Here is a 16,787-nt window from a genome sequence, read left to right as displayed (position 1 = left end):
ATATGACTAAATCCCTTCTCCTGTAGGGTGATAGACCTACAGAGGCTTAACCCCACTAAAATGGAAAGAGCCGAGCAGCAATCTACTCGACTCCTTGTTTGAGTAATACCCGATGACCAGTCATCGGCTTCCTAGCTAATATCTGCACCTAATGCTTCTAACCTCACTGTAACTCTAGTCTGGTAACCTGTCTAACAAATCCTTTGCAGAATACCTGATCCCCGCGCATTCTTCTAGGATGCTTCTAGCGAGTTGTTTTACTTCCACATCTTTAGAAGTGATACACAAATGGTAAGATATATTAGCAAAAATATCGTAGTTACCCCATCCACCATATCCAGTTGCATTAACAAAAGTTTGTGATATCGATTGTAAAATCCTTGTTTGATAAATAACTCCAAAATTCAAGATCAGTTTTCCAAACGATGACAGTCGATGTTCCACTATAAACTTACTGATCTTATCTGCATCCACCAAAGCCATTACATACTCATGCACTTGGGCATTATACTTAGCATTCAGAATATTATTTATGGAGTTTTGTTTGTTCTCCTCTTTATTTACACTATTGATAACGAAGTCAAAATCCTTAAGTATCTCTTTAACCGAGTCATACCTTAATGACTTATCCCTTGCCATACACCGTTCAACTACAGTCTTAAACATATGATTAGGATCTTCTGAATTTAAGGTGAAGATATAATCAATAATTTTGCCAATAGAGTATATATCACTTTTCAGATCCAATTTGGTAAAGTCTGTACCTGCGGCTGGATCAACAAAAAGATGATTGTTCTTCTCCGTCATCGACGACTTCATGCTGCGTTCAATAGATAAGTCCTTACTTAACCCAAAGTCGCAGATCACAAAATCATTCTTAATCTTTAATATATTTCCTAAATGAAGATCACGATGAATGATACCTTGCTCATGAGCATATGCCATACCGTTCAGAATATACAATACGATTTTCAGCTTATCTTCAACAGAGAGATCGAACTCTTCTTCTAAGTACTTAAAGAGATTTTTATCCCCTTGTTCCATCAAATACGAATGGTTGTCCGAATCGTATTCATACACATTCAGAATTTGTGGGCAACCTTCAAGCTTCTGCATATTTTCAAATTCATATCTCATGCGTTTTTGAAGCTTTTCATCATTTTGAAAATGGGGCTGCAGCTCTTTCCTTAAAACCCCTTCCCTAACCCGCACAATATTACAGTAAGAGCCATAATCCAAAATGTCGTTAGGAGCTAAAATGATGTCTCCCGCATCTGGATTTCTAACCTTTACGTTGTCTCTCAATAATACTTTTGTGATGAGTTCAATTACGTTGTTACTTTGTTCTTTATTTATCGAGGAGAACTTGAGAATGTTCAAAATATTTTGCAGCACATGTAACCACTTATTGTTCGGCAATCCACTGTATTGGTCAACTAAATACTGGTCTTCTACTATTCTAAGACCACCATTCTGGTCAAAGAAGTCAGCAATATCCAAGTACTCAGCACTCAGTACAGAATTATCAAAATACCAATCCAAAACAAGACCATAATACTGCCAGTTGGTATCTGAGATCTTACCATCCCATAGTCGCTTATCGAGATAACTTAGGATTTTTATATAGTTCTGCTCCGATAACACAATATCCCTCCTTAAACTTCCATTGAATTGGGAGTGATGTGACTACTTATTGAATTCAAATGTATCTGCTTTCGATAAAAGCTCAAACGCTTCCCGAGTAGCCCCAAGTTCCTCATTCAACCAGAGGATCTTTCCAGCCCCCTCATTTAGCTCGACATCGAATCCGAACTTCCGATAGAAGTGAGCCGACCGTTCAATGTGACCCCAATCGACACCGGAAATCCAACCGTCGATGAACTTGATACCTAACTGGTGAGCGAGCTTCAAGATCTCGTTCATGACGATGGAACCGTAGCCGCGATTAACGTGAGCACCCTCGATACGAATGTCTGCTATCTCAATACGCTGTTCCTCTTGAAATACGTGCAAGTAGATATTGGGGTCAGCCAGCTTTACGCCCTTATCTGTAATGATCCGAATACGCAAATTGATATTGATATCGTCTTGATCGTCATCGTAATACAATCGATATATGATGACTTGTTCGTTATACTTGTTGGTCACGACATTGAGGACACGATGACCTTCACCCTCAATCTGAGACGATTGATACTTAACCTCGTATTCGATATCACTTTTCCGCTTCAAAGGGATCGGCTTATAATTACGCATTCGCTTCAGATCATCGAGCGAATCGCTCTCGCCAAATAGACCTTTCAGGACATCCATTATCTTTAACTTCTCCTCGTTAACCCGCTGATCTTCATCTTTCAAAGCAGGAACCCCCTTATAGCCCGAAGCCGCGTCTGTACTCCATAATTCAACAGCCTACATCCTAATACCTTCCATTAAGTCGACAGAAATCTACAGAAAAAAGAGACAGCGCATAATGGCTGTCCCAGATATCTAACTATAAAGACCCTAATACAATCATTCGATAGCCTCTTTTACAATGAACTCTATTTGCTGATCAAATTCATGACCTGGAATGTAGGCAAGCACATCTTCTTTGTTCTTAAGGTTACTTGCATCGAATCCAACCTCAGCTTTCTTGCAAACAAATATATCCGAGAAAAAGTCACCGAGTGTAAATCTTTTCTCCTTTGGCACATTCGACGCACGATAGTTAGCTGCTATAACATCAATATATTTTGCAAGGAACACCCGATCTTCACTAACATCATACACAGCAACGTAGGATTCTTTTGTGATTCTCTCCATGAAACCAATTTGCTCTTTCAATTTCCCATAATCGTTGTTAGAGGGCAACTTCGCTTGCACTAGGAGACTCTTTATTAGCACTTCCTTTTCGTTACCCCTCCAGACATTGAATTTACGTAAGGAAATTGCAAAATCTGCACCGACTACAGGCTCCATTGTATTCTTAGGAAAGTCTTTAGATATTACCTCATATTGGAATCTATCACTCACATTGTTATATTTCTCCAAAACATCAGAACATTTGGACTCTATTAGAGCTAGCAATGCTGCTGTAATATTTTCCTCTCCGTTTAGGCGACCTTTAGAAACTCGCCTAAATGTCTCAGTCTCAGCTTTATTAATTGCACCGATCAAAATCGATTTCATTTTTCCTTGTATCATGCTCGACCCTCATTCTAAAAAGACTTACTTTATAATTTCTATAGGTTAGTTCCTAATACCTTCCATAAAGTCGACAGAAATCTACAGAATAGGATAGACTACCGATTAATCAGAGGATTCCAAGCATTCAATCTCTGGTTGGTGATCGGGTGATCCAAACAAAATGCCCCATTTGCGGGGATGTGGCGCACATGGAGCTATCTGAAAGGAGCTGGCACGTTCGAATTATCTGCTCCACTTAGCATGTATTTAGATCACCAGTTGGATCATGAAATTCGCCCAGATCTACCCCGATCCGAGCAGTTGCGGAGAGAACTACGCCATCCTGTTCCTTACCAATAAGTCCATCCCGTATCGTTGATAATTCATAAGGAACCGGTTGTCGATGTGCATGTGATTCAAGATCCCCATATTATCTAACCCTGGCTCCGAGTGACGATAATCCTGAATGATAAAGTAGAGGTTGAAGTAAACATGATCCTCATCGTCCAATTTACTGATTCTGTCGAAAAGACCTTCAACATCGGCTCGGTTCAAGTATCTGAAGGATTTCCGCCCCTCAACAATGTAGAACGGATAAGATAGTGTGCTTACCGAAATGATACTCTGGAATTTCTTCAAGTCTTCGGGGATTGAATTAAAATAATCCTTCGCCGCTTCCTCATCTTGAAGGATACCCGATATCCAAGTTCGGCTACCATTGTGAGCTTCAATGATAAACATCTTCCTGCCTCCTCGATACATCATTGATTTCCACTTGACCTTAGTTATTATCTGTAATTGAACAGTCAAAGAGACAGAAAGTCAAATGCTGATTCGCACTTACCCCTCCTCGAACATAATGGAAAACTTCATCTTGATCGCACCATAGCATTGGTCGCATACCATGATAATCTTGTTTCCCGTACTGATGAATTTGGCTTCGATACGATAATCTGTGTCGGGAAGAACCTCTGGCGGCATGAAGCTCGCACTACATACCCCGCAGGAACCGTGGAGCTTCATGTAATCCTCCATGCAAAGTGAACCCATGTCATGGGTTAAATGATTGAACAGCATTTCAGCTTCCTTCTGGCAAAATACACAACTCATCTACAACGCCTCCAAATTGTTATTGAACACAAAAAACCGCAGACTTCGCCCGATTAAGGCAATGTCTGCGGTGCTTCCGCATTCTAAATTATTAACTTGATACCAATATACCCCAATTGACGAATAACGGCAAGAAAATCCTGCCTTGCAGGATCAAGGTCACCTGATACTTATCAATGGAAACTATAGTTCGAGAAAAAAGGAAAACCCCTTCCAAAGATGAGGTTAGCTTTACAACTTATACAACCCCACTACCAAGTTTCAAGATCCATGCGATAAGACCACCAAGTTCGCCGACAACCAAGTAGAGCAGACAGATAGCAAGTACGATGTACGTTAGGGCTCTTCTTCGTAAGTAAATTACATAAGCATTTTTATACCCTCCAGATGAATCAAGAGAAGCTTCTGTTTCTTTTACAACTGATAATGCGTCATTTGTAACGAATCGCGGCTTTCCATTACTTTCTGAACGAGCATCCATCCATTCTCGGGCAAAGGGAAGTCCTATGAAAGCAAGGTCTAGAATAGTAGAACCAATAAGAAAAATTGAAAGTAACACAGCACCGATACCGAAAATAACGCGAACAACTGGCAAGATTGGGTTTAACCATTTCATAGCCGTGAATACATCCGCTTTCGTACTATCCATTACCAATGGTATCAACAAAACTGAGACATCACTGTTATAAGATGACATAGTGTCGATGAGGTTCTGTTGGGTTTGTGTCGATACAGGCGATTTCTGCAATTCTTCAATGAATATACCTAATGCATTTTTACGGGATTTTTCTGTTGCTGCATTAAAATTAGTGCTATTGAATTTGATAGCACCGCTGCTGTCATCATACACCAGTAGTCGGGTATCAGAAGATTCAACACCTGAGTTTGCTTTAAATTGCAACTTTAAGTACTCACCATCTGTCCCCATCTTTGACCAGACTTCACTCATGTGCTTCTTATCACCAACCGGAATTTGAATACTCTTTATATCTGAACTACCATCGTTTGCTGCAAATGCCCCTACTGCTCCAGTAAATAAGGAGAATAACATTAATAGTAAAAAAAGAAATGACCCCTTCTTCATTGTATAGCCACTCCCCTAAATTCTATTTAATTTCTAGAGCCTTCCTTACCTTCTCTTCTGGTTTAAATTTCATAATTCTGAAATAAGCAAATATACCTGCAAGGAACATACATGAAACCACAACTGTATTGCGCATGGTTTCGGAGACTTCGAAGTTTCCTTGCCCCCCTGTGTTAAAGATCAGTAGCAAGGAAGCTACAGTAACACCCATAAGGGCGACTGTGAATGCTAACATTTCGAGGAACCAAACACCCGCCTTATAAATTGTCCATGTTTTGCGACTGTACATTACTCCTACTATCGCTTTAGTCATCAATTTAGCCATAAGCTCAATACCTCCAATTTTGTGTGCATATAGGACCAAAAATCCTTTCTAGAACCCCTAAGATAAGTCAAACTCCACAACAAATAAGGAATTCTGCAATCGACAATCTAATTCATAGATTTTGGGTTCTATTGACTATAATTTAGCTCTTCAAAAAACTCCTAAAGTTCTTTATTCTCAATGAATGAAAAATAACAACTTCAAATAAAAAGTCCCACATTGCAGATCGCAACGTGGGCAAGAAGGGAGAGTTCGGTAGTAGCCAATGAGAAGAAATTCTGGCTACTTAGTAGTGATTATTTTGCTAAATTATCTCTTAAACTAATATTATTCTGATATATGCAGGGTATGATCGATACCATTACCAAGGTACGTTTCGACCTATTACATCTCCGGTGAAATCTCGACCAGATACCCCGCCTGAAGCAGTGGAATTTGTTACTGATCCGAACGAGCAGTTCTCACCAACCAAGCCACCTACCATCCCCCTTGCTGCAACTGAACCAGTTGCAGAGGAATCAATAATTTCGGCTTTTTTAGTCGGTGTTCCACCGTTCTGACCAACTAAACCACCTACTCTAATAAATGATGCACTAACATCAGCACCTGAGTAGGAATACTTAATAATCCCATGATTATTACCTACAAGACCACCTACATTGAATGCATTGTAGCTGGACGATACCGAACCGGTTGTGTAACAATTTTCAATCATGCTGTAACTACGTCCGACCAAGCCACCAGTGAATGACGCACCCAACACACTCTCATTTTCGAGACCGAGGTTCTTAATAACTGAACCGTACTCGGTAAAACCAAATAAACCTACGTTATTGCTGTTGGGCTTAACGATCTTCAAATTTTTAATTAGGTGCTCCTGTCCGTCGAATACTCCAGTGAACGGGTGTTCGGGTGTGCCAATAGGGTCCATACTCAATCCTCTTGCATCAATATCAGATCCAAGCTTTGCATTTGCGGTAACAGCTCCACCATTCACCTTATTTGAGAACCACTCTAGATTTTCCTTGCTAACAAGAACGTAGGGATCGGATGTTGTTCCCGAACCGCTAGGTGAAGCAGGGGCTGCCAAAGCTGCTGGTGCCGCGGCAACTAATATTGCCGCAGTTAGAACTAACGATGCAATTTTCATTTCCGTCTTTCCCATAACCCAACACTTTCCTCTCTAAATAAATTAGCGACCTTTGTTTAAGCCGCCTTGTAAATAATAATTTTGATTAAAGTACTACTCTTAAAATCGGAGAATCTCTAAAGAAAAAGTGCTGACTACCCCATATAGGTATCAGCACTCAATTACGATTCATATACAAGGTAGAAAATCTCGAGCTATTGTTCCAAATACCAATCAAGTATCATCTCCAAAATAATAATTGCAAAACTTCTTGCCGTATCACCCTTGGACGCTTTTCTGAGTATATCGAAAACTCTCGAAAGGCTCTTACCGATGCCTTAAATGCTTTGTTACAAAGTACTGATAAAACAGCAGAATGCGCCTACATTTAGTTGCTCATATCTCCCATCAAAGAGACAAACACTGGAATTGACTCATGTTCGACAGTCCGCAAATCCTTGTTCGACAAGAATGCAGATAAGAGTACTGCTGGATCAAATAGAGCAAAGATTACACTTGCCGAGCTCTTCCTTCCCACCGAAGAAACCTTAATGTTTCCGAGAGCAATCTGCCAGCAGTCATCTGGTTGAACAATGGCAACCATCAATCTGAGTGATAAATTACGCATGGATTCCAAGTTGTATTCTGTTATCTTGATTAAATTGAACATCTTGGATTCCGCACCAAAACCGAATTTCGAGGTGAGAGCAAATACCCCGACCCCTGTAAGGAAATCCCTCTCCTTCATGAACTTTAACTCCTGGGCGAGACCCATTGGTGAACGGAATGCGTCAAAGACCAGGCATCTTTCCAGCTGCTCGGCTGCTATGCACGAAGAAAAGCCAGCGGAGTCATTCGGCTCCACTGGCACTGATTCGTTAAATGTAGCGAAGAACTCATCTATATAAGGTCGAAGCTGGGCTTTAACTACAGAATACGACAATTTGGAAAACCCGCTCTCTGTATATGATCCATTCGAAATTTCAATTAATTCAGCGAGGTCTGCAATAGCCACTCTTATGACGCGAGCTGAGGTCGGATCTGGAGTAAGATACTTATGGAATGATGACTTGCGACTTATTCTTGGCAATTTTAACGCCTCCCATCTTAGATTTTCTCCTCCTAGATAGAGAACTCAATAGTTCTTCAGAAACTTCAGGAAGGTCGTAGGGATTGACCACCAATTTCTTAATGGTACGAAATGTGGTTAATGCCCCTCGAACTGTATCGATATCACCTGCATGATTAATTGCATCGATCTGCCCTTCAACCAAATCAGCAAATTTTCTCGATGCATAATGGACATTTCCTGCCACCACATTAACAGGAACCCCAAAACGATCTGCTACCTTTTGGTTGTTCATCTTCCCATCGGTTAAATAATAATGAAGGCGATCTCCAACAGTACTGGACATCTGATGATTGGCGAAAGTAACGTATTCCTTTGCAAAGTCGAAGACCTCTTCAAGAGCATCGGCTTTTTCCTGAATTAGCTCCAACCTAACTGTATCCCGACAATAACGCGACTGGGCATTAAGTAACCCGATTGTCTTCTTAATTGCAACAAATGTGTTTGCCATGATAAAACCTCCACTTCAATCGATGTACGGATTCTTGTTCTGATGCCAATGGTGCATCTGATTCATCTGTTCTCTGATGTTCAGATTCTCCCCGGTCTCCGATTGACCGAACTCCCCACTGAAAAACCGTTTTAGTGCTTCACGGTCGTTTACCGAACCGTTGAGGGAGCTCACTAACGAAAGAATATGGGCTAACTTGTCCTGATCGCATTCCTTTGACAAGACCTGCTCCGCATAGTGGGCGAATACTGCGATTCGGGAGATCTCCTTCTGGCAATCAGCTAAACTAAACTTCGGATTATAACGCGGCTTCGGAAAATAAGGTTCTACCCCTGCGAGAAAATGTCGGTAAACCGGTGTCCCCGTCTCTGTTACTTTACGAAAATCAACCATTCCTGACTCGATGGTCGAAATATCATTTGCTTGCTCAATTACTTTAAGAGGTGTACCAATCAAAGACCTGATCTTATCCGATACATATTTCACGCTTACCTCAATGGCATTTACCGAGACATCGAAGGCAGCTGCAGTCGTTCTTGCATTCAAGTTGGCTTTTTTCAGATAATGATGAATACGTTCCTTTGTCTTTTCATGCGAAATTATTGAGAGATTCTTGAGATAACGTAAAACTTCATCGATAGCCTCCAACCTCTTATGCTCGACTTCAAGCTCATCATTGTAGACGTTATCCTTAATGCGGTATTGGACTGTTTCCCTTAGAGCCTTTACTTCACGAAAGATATTAGTTTTATGCTTCATGACAATGCCCCCCCATAGGAGAATTATCGCAGTATCGCTTCAATTCGCTGTTATCGAATACCGTGTTAAACCAACGCACTACTTCCTCCACCTCTTGCCGTGACTCGCTTTTTAAAAGGGCTTCAATCTTATCGCTCTTGAACAAAGTCGATGCCAACAGGAAACGGAACTGATTCCTCGCCGCTCTCAATGCAGCTTGACTCTTGAACTCCTTACTCATGTACTTCCTCGACGAGCACTTCTCTCCGCTAAGGCACAAGACTAACAGGACTTTATTTCTTTTCGAACTATCTTCTATCAATTCCAATATCAAGCTGATACCTTCGATGGTGAGCAATTTAAGATGAAGTAAGTATCGTTCTTCATCTGTCAAAGAACCCGACTCCGACCTGGCTTTGATTTCCCCATAACCCTCGATTAACAAGCGGTACTCATGTGCAACTAGCGGTACTGCCATCTCAATGTCCTTTCCCATGTTGAACATCCCCTTCTTGACAGAGTTCGATTACAGAAACTTCCTACTTTTTGGATGAAGTCGGCTAAAAACAACAAAATAAGCATGATTTTTTCAAACCTGACCCTACTTAGGATTTAGGAAGCCGATTACAACACTTTCAAGTCTAAGGCATCCCCTTATTTTTGAGAGAGCCACAAACACAGACGTCCCACGGGGTTCGAGCTGCGGGAAAATTGGACTGTAATTTTTCCTCAGTAGGAGAGTCAAGTAGTATAAAAATGCTTGATTGTATTCTGTTAAAAGAGGAGCTATTTGCTGAACAAGTGAAATTTTATCCGATCGATGGAGTAGTATCGTGAAAACAAGTTATCTCAGAAGTTTCCTCTATTGTTTGGGGGAATATAATAGGAGGTCTACGAAAATCTACATAATTAGGACAATCGCCTCATTATTAGCTCCTAAAGCTGTCGGCTTTTCATATTCGAGATTAGAAATACAGTGTTCTTACAACAAAGTATGGTGAATATAACCGAATACTGAGTAAAACTACATAATCAGAGGAATATGAATGGGCGTTAACTTCATCGAAGTATTTAATTCATTGAATAAAACATGATTTCAACTTTGGTGCAGAATCGAAAATGACTATTATTACCTCATACAGTTGAACGATCATGTTCGTGGGAATAATAACAAGTCTACACCTTTATAAAAGTGACTTCGCTCCGTTATAAAACTCTTATGGATTTTATAAAACAAACTTCAGTCGGCTAAAAAATCTCTAGACTTTAATAAAAGAGACTTCGCTTCGTTATAATTTCTCTAGGCTTTTATAAAAGTAATTTCGCTTTATCATAAGACTCTCATGAATTTTATAAAAACAACTTCGGTTTGTTATAAAAGTCTCATGACCGTTATAAAACAAATTTCGGTCGGCAATAAAATATCTACCCCTCATACTGAGGAATACCTGGTTTTAAAAACTGCTCGTTAATATATCGAACAAGAAAACTATCCACCGCGGCGAATGTAGGTCATGAATTTCTAAGCATGTTGTAAAGGGGAATCCTTGCAGGGATACAACTCGTGAAGTTCCTGCCCAGGCTCGTGAGAAAATTTAAGGAGCTACCCCTGATGTAGCGAGAAGGGAACAAAAGGCGGATCGCTGAGGATAATACCAAAGTCGTAGATGTTGGGATGACCTTCCGACATTGGTTGCTGAGTCATTAAACATAGAAAAGGCTCCCACCAGTTACATGCGTGGGAGCCTTCATCGTTAAGTTTCATCTACTATTTCATACTTGTTAAACTTTATATTGAACCATAGTGTACTCTCTCCTGCCCATTGATAAAAGGGATGCAGAGCTGAATTATTTATATCTAGTTCACCATACCCTTCCAGTTCAAGTGTTTTTACTGGAGAGCCTTCTTCAAAACATTGTTGCGTCAGTTGCAATGCATCAAAGTCTCGGCTGAGTTTCTCGAAATCAACAAAAGTAATACCATCGTGTTTACTAGCTCGACGTCCATAGTGTTCTAACAAGAACTGTACATCTTCCAGCTCTTCTACAACAAAGATATTGGCTTCCTTAGGATCAATTAAGTGCCATTTTCCTGTCCAATTAAGCACTTCGTTAAAGTGTGCTCCATATTCTAAATCACTCATGTAAGTTGCAGTCCAAAATCCATGATCAGGTTTTGCGTAGCCCTCTTTATTCTGCACTGGCTTTATACTATTAAAATCAAGTTCGTTTTTTCTTATATGAAACTGCTTCTTTAATTGAACGTCTCTTTTCGGCATTAGAGTATCCCCTATCTGTAAGCATATTGCATAATTATACCACCTCCTACTGACTGTTTCATAAGAACCCCTCCATAGAGATAATTAAAGGAGGTATCCACTATCGACACCTCCTTGCCATTCACCATATTCAACATGAATCCCACTATATTGAATCCCCTTTAACTTTATTTATATTCTCACACGTTAAAAACGATTTGCCCCCCACGTTTTACAAGTACTTTACGTTCGAGATTAGCATTCTTATGTTCCTGATTCTCCCCACTAGTACCTAAAATCAGGTTTGAAGCAGAGTTATTGAAGGTATCCCTGTCAATGTGATTGTTTTCATAAATGGAGTCGATACCAAGCATTCCGACTTCGCCATTCTTGAACAAGCCGATCATTTGATGATCTTTCAGAATGATTCCTTTCCGAAGGGTGCAACACTTATATTCGTTATCGTCACCTGATCCCTGTCCACTCACCATTAACCCTTTTCTTTTAGTGGGATAGAATACACCATTTGCATAGATCAGTGTCATTTCTTTATATCCGCGCTTTTTCCGAAGATAGAGTTTGTTACCATCCTTAAGAAGCTCACGAATTCTGTTATCAAATCGTCCAAAGAAACCTTGTTCCTGATCCACAAGAAAAGTGAAACGCTCAAACGATGAATGTTCAACATTATCGAGGAGATGCATCCTATTCTGGAGAATTGCCCAACACGCCTTATTTTTCTCCGAAGGAATCAACAATGTAGGTTCGCCGTTCAAGTTGTTAATACGTATAGGCAATTTCAAAGATTTAGGATTTACAGTTTCAGCAATAATTATCATGGTAAACGCCCTCCTTAAGCTGTAAGAGTATTGTTGTCGTAAAGACCAAGTGCTTCGCCAAGTTCACGATGCCTTAAGATGTATTCGATGAGTCCTCCCAACGAATTAACGTCCTTCAAGAAATCGATCATTACAATTTTGCATTGTGGTACTTGTAAGAAGTTGAAATCCTTGTAGTCTTGAACCAGACGGGAGAGAGTCGTCATACTGCGACAGTTACCAGAAAGGGCATTTTTCATGGTGGCGCTCAAGCTCGTTACGTAACGCTTACCACTTTGGCGTTCCTGCTCAATAATATGATCTTCCATTAGATCGAAAACTTCCTTGACCATGCTTATATTTAATCTCAAGCTCTCCAACCAAGAGTCATTATTGGCAAAAGAGTCGACCTGAACATAAGTCTCTGATACCCCTCTAACACCAGCTTCATACTCCTCCGATGAGATTAAAGGAATTTCCCGATCAATAACTGACATTTTAATATTACGCTCGATGGTGCAACCGAAAGCTCCAGCATTGAACTCAGGCTTTGTTAGCTTGCCTTCTGCCATCTTAACGAAACCCTCACTCAGACCTATACGTTCAAACTCGTTAAGCTGTTTGATAGACTTATTCGGAACTACAGCAGAAGCTGCCTTCTGGACTTGATCGACTGTTGGATTTGCGCTAAATGTAAGCATTGCGAATCCTCCCTTTTAAGTGCTTTCTCTCTAACGTTCGAATTCTCTCACGAGCTTGTAAAACGTGTGAACCTTGATTTCTGGTGCTTCTGTATCAGCCAACTTAGCCAATTTATTCAACTCGGCTGCGGCTTTTTCACTGTTCCTATCGTCAATACTTCCATATCGGTACTTGGAATAAACATCCCAAAAACCATCTGGGTATTCCTGCGGTCTACCCATCTTTTTGAATTTCGCCTCATCTTGCTTAGAGTGTTCAAACCGTGGAAGGTATTTAAGCAACTTTTTAGCTTCGGAGTTGAACTTCTGTGTATCAATTCCTTCAGCAGAAACTAAGTTAATCCCTTTATCGGCGCAAGTCCAAAGCAAACTACATAATTCGGAAATTGAACCGCAAGCGCTTTCGAAACTTTCGATAACCAGTTCGTCACCGTTACTGATTTTAGCGAGTAGGTTCATTAACGAACTGCCACTGGAAACCCCATAAGAGTTTACTGTATCAACAAACAATTCATCATGTTTGTTTTTCAACCTAAATTCTTCGACTTCACTTGCTTTTCTAGCCCGAACGTAAGCGTACTTCATGACCGATACCCCCTCTCAACTTAGTTAAATGCTGCAAACAAACCAGAATATACGGATAGAAGGAATATCATCAATATCAACGCTACCTTGCGGTCACTCATCCTTACATCTCCACCGAAACCAACAAGTGCTAAGCGAAAAAGCACCACTCCCGCTACCAACGTTACAAGAAGCATCCCTGCGCTCAATGAAGCCATCCAAGTTCCGAACACAAGCGTCATCTCCCTCTATTTTTACTTAATTGGTTTTATTTACCTTATAGATATAATATAACATGATTTTTAATGAAAGTACACACTTTCATTAAACAATCTTCTGAAAGTTTTCACTTTTAATAACGAAATAGACAAGACTGAAAAAGACAAAAGGAGCGAATAGAGATGACCGCGCCCGTAGCCGCCACAAGCAGCGATACATGGTCTTGGACGGAGCAGACCTGCGAAGGAGCCAAAGGGCAGCACAGGCGATGCTTGAAGCCGTGGAGAGGGAAGCCGAGGGAGGGCTACCCCAAGCGGTGGGGAAAGGCTACCCCGAATGGGGGTGATCCGAAGCTGAGGGTCACATTTACTGATTTTTAGGAGTTTGTACTTCGCGACTGATCGAATACTCATTATCGAGTTGGTTAGGTCGGGAATTCTGTTTAATCTGCCTGGGTGGTTGGATGGATCTTGAACGTGTAGTGATTTCTCGTCTAAACATATCTTTGTGTTTGAAGAAAAAGACTCAACTTCTTGCAAACTGTTCTTACTCTGCATGAAAAAGACTCATCTTCATAAGAACTGTGCTTATTACGTAGGTAATAAACTCATTTTGGGCTGAGCTGTCCTTATCACGTAGTTAATAAGCTCATATTTAATTGGAGGACAACGACTATTGGACAGGTTCGTGGGCATATGCCGTGCGATGTAACGCCAGCTTGTGGGCTCATTCTGGTTGAAAATGCAAAGAGAGCAGCTGCAACTGGCTGCTCTCTTTCTGTGCATTGGGATATGCTTTCTCATGCGCTACCCCTATTAATTCTTACTGACAACATTTTCGACATTTCAAAAGAAACGCCGTGCCGTATAAGGGGCGATGTGTTCCTTTACGATAGCTCGGATTACTCCCAGACTAAATTGGTGAATTCGGTACTAGTCTGTTGTTGTGTTAGCCTGCATCCTCAATAATAATAACCCAATAAAAGCGAAAATCCATAAGGCGGGGTTAGGGCGAGACTAACGGATCGATTTTTTGGGGGGCGTACGCCGTTGTATGACATGGATGGGGGCATCTGAATACCGCTGGGGGTTGAACGGGGCGTAGAGGGCGATTTACGATTTTCTTGGTTACATAGGCTGACCATTAACGAACATCATTATTTGTTTTATTACACCAGAACTTCGATGAAGGACGATCCCAACGCTGTCATCCTTAACAATCCATCGTTCTAGGATGTTGCGAAATCCTGTGCTGTCATCGAAATTCAAAAGAACTCTTGGGAGGTAGCCTTCACCCAATGGATCAAAATGCACTACAAATTCTACAATGCATGACCCCGTTACGATATTATTATAGTAAGTAAAGAAAAAGTCATTTGAAAGACCCTCAATGAAATCAGCAGAATAAAATTGTTCTTGATTCTCCCATTCCACTACCCCATTTTTTAACAAGTCCATCAAATATTCATCAGTCTTACCATCCAACTCGACCATTTCATAGGGTGCTAGGGCATCCACGATATCTAAAATATCAATGGTTTCAACATTCAAATTCATTTGTTTAGACATACGACATTTCTCAAGTTCATGTTTAATGGATTTCAGCGTATTCTTGGCCATAGTAATCCTCCTGCGGCTTTGAGCCGGTTAATTTTGTGGTTGAGTTCGATCCCCCGATTAGGATGAGACCAAGCACTATATAGCTCAGTGATTTAGTTACTTCTCAAGGTTGGTTATCTATTTCCATATGCATCCTGACTTCCATGCAGATACCCCGAGCCAGCTTAAAATACATACGCTGTCATGATTGCTTGTCTTCTGTGACTTTTTCCATGTTTCTCGACTACATACACTTAACTTGCTACTTGATGACTTGGCGTCATACCCATCCGATAGATGTTCAACTCCTTATGCGAGTGGGATTTAGTAGGTTGTTACTTATTTTGTTTTCAAAGGACTATTTGTTACTTGCCCACACTCATTGCAAGTCACCTCTTGAATTATTTCTTCAAATTCGTTCATGTCTTGCAGTGGCTCAACTCAATCTCCTGCTTCAAGAGCCGCATTCACGAATGTCTCTCTATGATCAGGTGTTCGTTAACGTAATGACGAATTAAGTGCAAAATAAAGAAAACCCTTGGGAGGGTTTTGATGTGATTAGCATATCGTGTTTGAAGGCTTGTACGGCGATATGAAGGGCTACCCAATCAACTCCTAAAATGTTGATTGGGTAGATTGGGTGATCGGTTATTTCCGCTGCCTTGGCAATAAGTACGATGGAATAGAGAAATTACACCAAATGAATTCTTCCTGCTCCTCACCATCTTTTGCCGCACTACTTTTCGGTATTTTCCCGAGACAGTACTTATACCATCCACGTTCGACCAAATAATCGTATACGCCATTGTCCGTTCCACACAAAATAATCTTCATTTGGACATTTACAATGAGTCTCGTCATGTCGATATGCTGTTGTCGACCAAAACCATCTAAATAAATGTCGGAGTCAACGTATGGTGGATCTAATAGGCATAGAAAGTCACTCCGATGACTGTACCTCTCAATGTATATCTCATAACTGTTATTTGTTACTGTTACATTTCGCATAATTGGAACAAGTTCTTTGTAACGCTTAAGACTGGAATAGCTGACCCCCTTGGCTGCATTCTCTTTAATAAAGTGCTTACGATCAGCGGCTCTGCTGTAGTCAATAACTAAAATAGTTAGCGCGGCAGATTCAAGTTGAGGAGTTTCTTCAAGACATCTCTTTTTGTTCGCATTATCAAGATCCTCTTGAGACTGTATAGTATCTTGCAAATGACAGGCGAGACGGATTACATCTCGAGTCTTACCCCAATCCGCGAAACATGCCATCAAATTTGCAATACCAGTGTCAAACTCATTGTAAACTCGCTCAGCAAGAGGATACCCATGTAGTTGAGGTATGAACTTATTGCCTCCTCCAAATAAATCGAGATATCCGATAACACCCATTCTTCTAAAGACGAAGAGAAGAATGGGTACTAATCTCGACAATAAGCGAATTTTTCCGCCTATTGTCTTCACTACTTTGATATTCTTGACCTCATACATC

Annotated in this window: 18 protein-coding genes; all 18 read right to left on the bottom strand. The window is 40.7% G+C overall.

The features are described from left to right. Positions 1 to 174: 174 nt before the first annotated feature. A complete protein-coding gene (locus tag SBI19_RS10430; RefSeq protein WP_317967733.1) occupies positions 175 to 1,644 on the bottom strand; it encodes a protein kinase domain-containing protein in 1,470 nt (489 codons plus the stop codon). A gap of 42 nt (positions 1,645 to 1,686) precedes the next feature. Continuing rightward, positions 1,687 to 2,358, bottom strand: coding sequence for a GNAT family N-acetyltransferase (locus SBI19_RS10425; protein ID WP_317967731.1), 672 nt, complete (start codon positions 2,356 to 2,358; stop codon positions 1,687 to 1,689). A 156-nt stretch (positions 2,359 to 2,514) separates the two neighbouring features. Next, the gene (locus SBI19_RS10420; RefSeq protein ID WP_317967729.1) at positions 2,515 to 3,186 is read right to left on the bottom strand and encodes a hypothetical protein; all 672 of its coding nucleotides are present in this window, start codon (positions 3,184 to 3,186) and stop codon (positions 2,515 to 2,517) included. A gap of 315 nt (positions 3,187 to 3,501) precedes the next feature. Beyond that, positions 3,502 to 3,909, bottom strand: a complete 408-nt coding sequence (locus tag SBI19_RS10415) for a hypothetical protein (RefSeq protein ID WP_317967727.1) — start codon at positions 3,907 to 3,909, stop codon at positions 3,502 to 3,504. 99 nt (positions 3,910 to 4,008) lie between these two features. After that, a complete protein-coding gene (locus SBI19_RS10410) occupies positions 4,009 to 4,278 on the bottom strand; it encodes a hypothetical protein (protein WP_317967725.1) in 270 nt (89 codons plus the stop codon). Between the two features lie 238 nt (positions 4,279 to 4,516). Then, positions 4,517 to 5,362: a hypothetical protein gene (locus SBI19_RS10405; RefSeq protein WP_317967723.1), complete on the bottom strand. Its 846-nt coding sequence runs from the start codon at positions 5,360 to 5,362 to the stop codon at positions 4,517 to 4,519. Positions 5,363 to 5,384: 22 nt separating this feature from the next. Further along, positions 5,385 to 5,687, bottom strand: a complete 303-nt coding sequence (locus tag SBI19_RS10400; protein ID WP_317967721.1) for a hypothetical protein — start codon at positions 5,685 to 5,687, stop codon at positions 5,385 to 5,387. Between the two features lie 361 nt (positions 5,688 to 6,048). Continuing rightward, on the bottom strand, positions 6,049 to 6,852 hold the full coding sequence (locus SBI19_RS10395; protein WP_317967719.1) for a GLUG motif-containing protein: 804 nt from the start codon (positions 6,850 to 6,852) through the stop codon (positions 6,049 to 6,051). Between the two features lie 352 nt (positions 6,853 to 7,204). Beyond that, positions 7,205 to 7,906 carry a hypothetical protein gene (locus SBI19_RS10390; RefSeq protein ID WP_317967717.1) on the bottom strand — a complete coding sequence of 234 codons (702 nt, stop codon included), beginning with the start codon at positions 7,904 to 7,906 and terminating at the stop codon, positions 7,205 to 7,207. Further along, entirely contained in the window at positions 7,872 to 8,396 is a 525-nt protein-coding gene (locus SBI19_RS10385) for a hypothetical protein (RefSeq protein ID WP_317967715.1), read from the bottom strand. Before SBI19_RS10385 ends, SBI19_RS10390 begins: the two co-directional genes overlap by 35 nt. 15 nt (positions 8,397 to 8,411) lie before the next feature. Further along, entirely contained in the window at positions 8,412 to 9,155 is a 744-nt protein-coding gene (locus SBI19_RS10380) for a hypothetical protein (RefSeq protein WP_317967713.1), read from the bottom strand. Continuing rightward, positions 9,145 to 9,630 carry a hypothetical protein gene (locus SBI19_RS10375; protein WP_317967711.1) on the bottom strand — a complete coding sequence of 162 codons (486 nt, stop codon included), beginning with the start codon at positions 9,628 to 9,630 and terminating at the stop codon, positions 9,145 to 9,147. Before SBI19_RS10375 ends, SBI19_RS10380 begins: the two co-directional genes overlap by 11 nt. Positions 9,631 to 10,888: 1,258 nt before the next feature. Beyond that, positions 10,889 to 11,413, bottom strand: coding sequence for a hypothetical protein (locus SBI19_RS10370; RefSeq protein ID WP_317967709.1), 525 nt, complete (start codon positions 11,411 to 11,413; stop codon positions 10,889 to 10,891). A gap of 179 nt (positions 11,414 to 11,592) precedes the next feature. Further along, entirely contained in the window at positions 11,593 to 12,231 is a 639-nt protein-coding gene (locus SBI19_RS10365; protein WP_317967707.1) for a hypothetical protein, read from the bottom strand. A gap of 14 nt (positions 12,232 to 12,245) precedes the next feature. Then, entirely contained in the window at positions 12,246 to 12,911 is a 666-nt protein-coding gene (locus SBI19_RS10360) for a hypothetical protein (protein WP_317967705.1), read from the bottom strand. Between the two features lie 30 nt (positions 12,912 to 12,941). Then, positions 12,942 to 13,496, bottom strand: coding sequence for a recombinase family protein (locus SBI19_RS10355; protein WP_317967703.1), 555 nt, complete (start codon positions 13,494 to 13,496; stop codon positions 12,942 to 12,944). 1,325 nt (positions 13,497 to 14,821) lie between these two features. Continuing rightward, positions 14,822 to 15,313 (bottom strand): hypothetical protein, encoded by a 492-nt coding sequence (locus tag SBI19_RS10350; protein ID WP_317967701.1) that lies wholly within the window; start codon positions 15,311 to 15,313, stop codon positions 14,822 to 14,824. Positions 15,314 to 15,940: 627 nt separating this feature from the next. Next, the gene (locus tag SBI19_RS10345) at positions 15,941 to 16,786 is read right to left on the bottom strand and encodes a DNA adenine methylase (protein WP_317967699.1); all 846 of its coding nucleotides are present in this window, start codon (positions 16,784 to 16,786) and stop codon (positions 15,941 to 15,943) included. Between the last annotated feature and the right edge of the window lies 1 nt (position 16,787).

This window comes from Paenibacillus sp. CCS19 (genome assembly GCF_033239625.1).
Taxonomy (GTDB): Bacteria; Bacillota; Bacilli; order Paenibacillales; family Paenibacillaceae; genus Paenibacillus_T.
The sequence above is the reverse complement of the archived record's forward strand: the minus strand, read 5'-3'. Positions and strand labels throughout refer to the sequence as shown.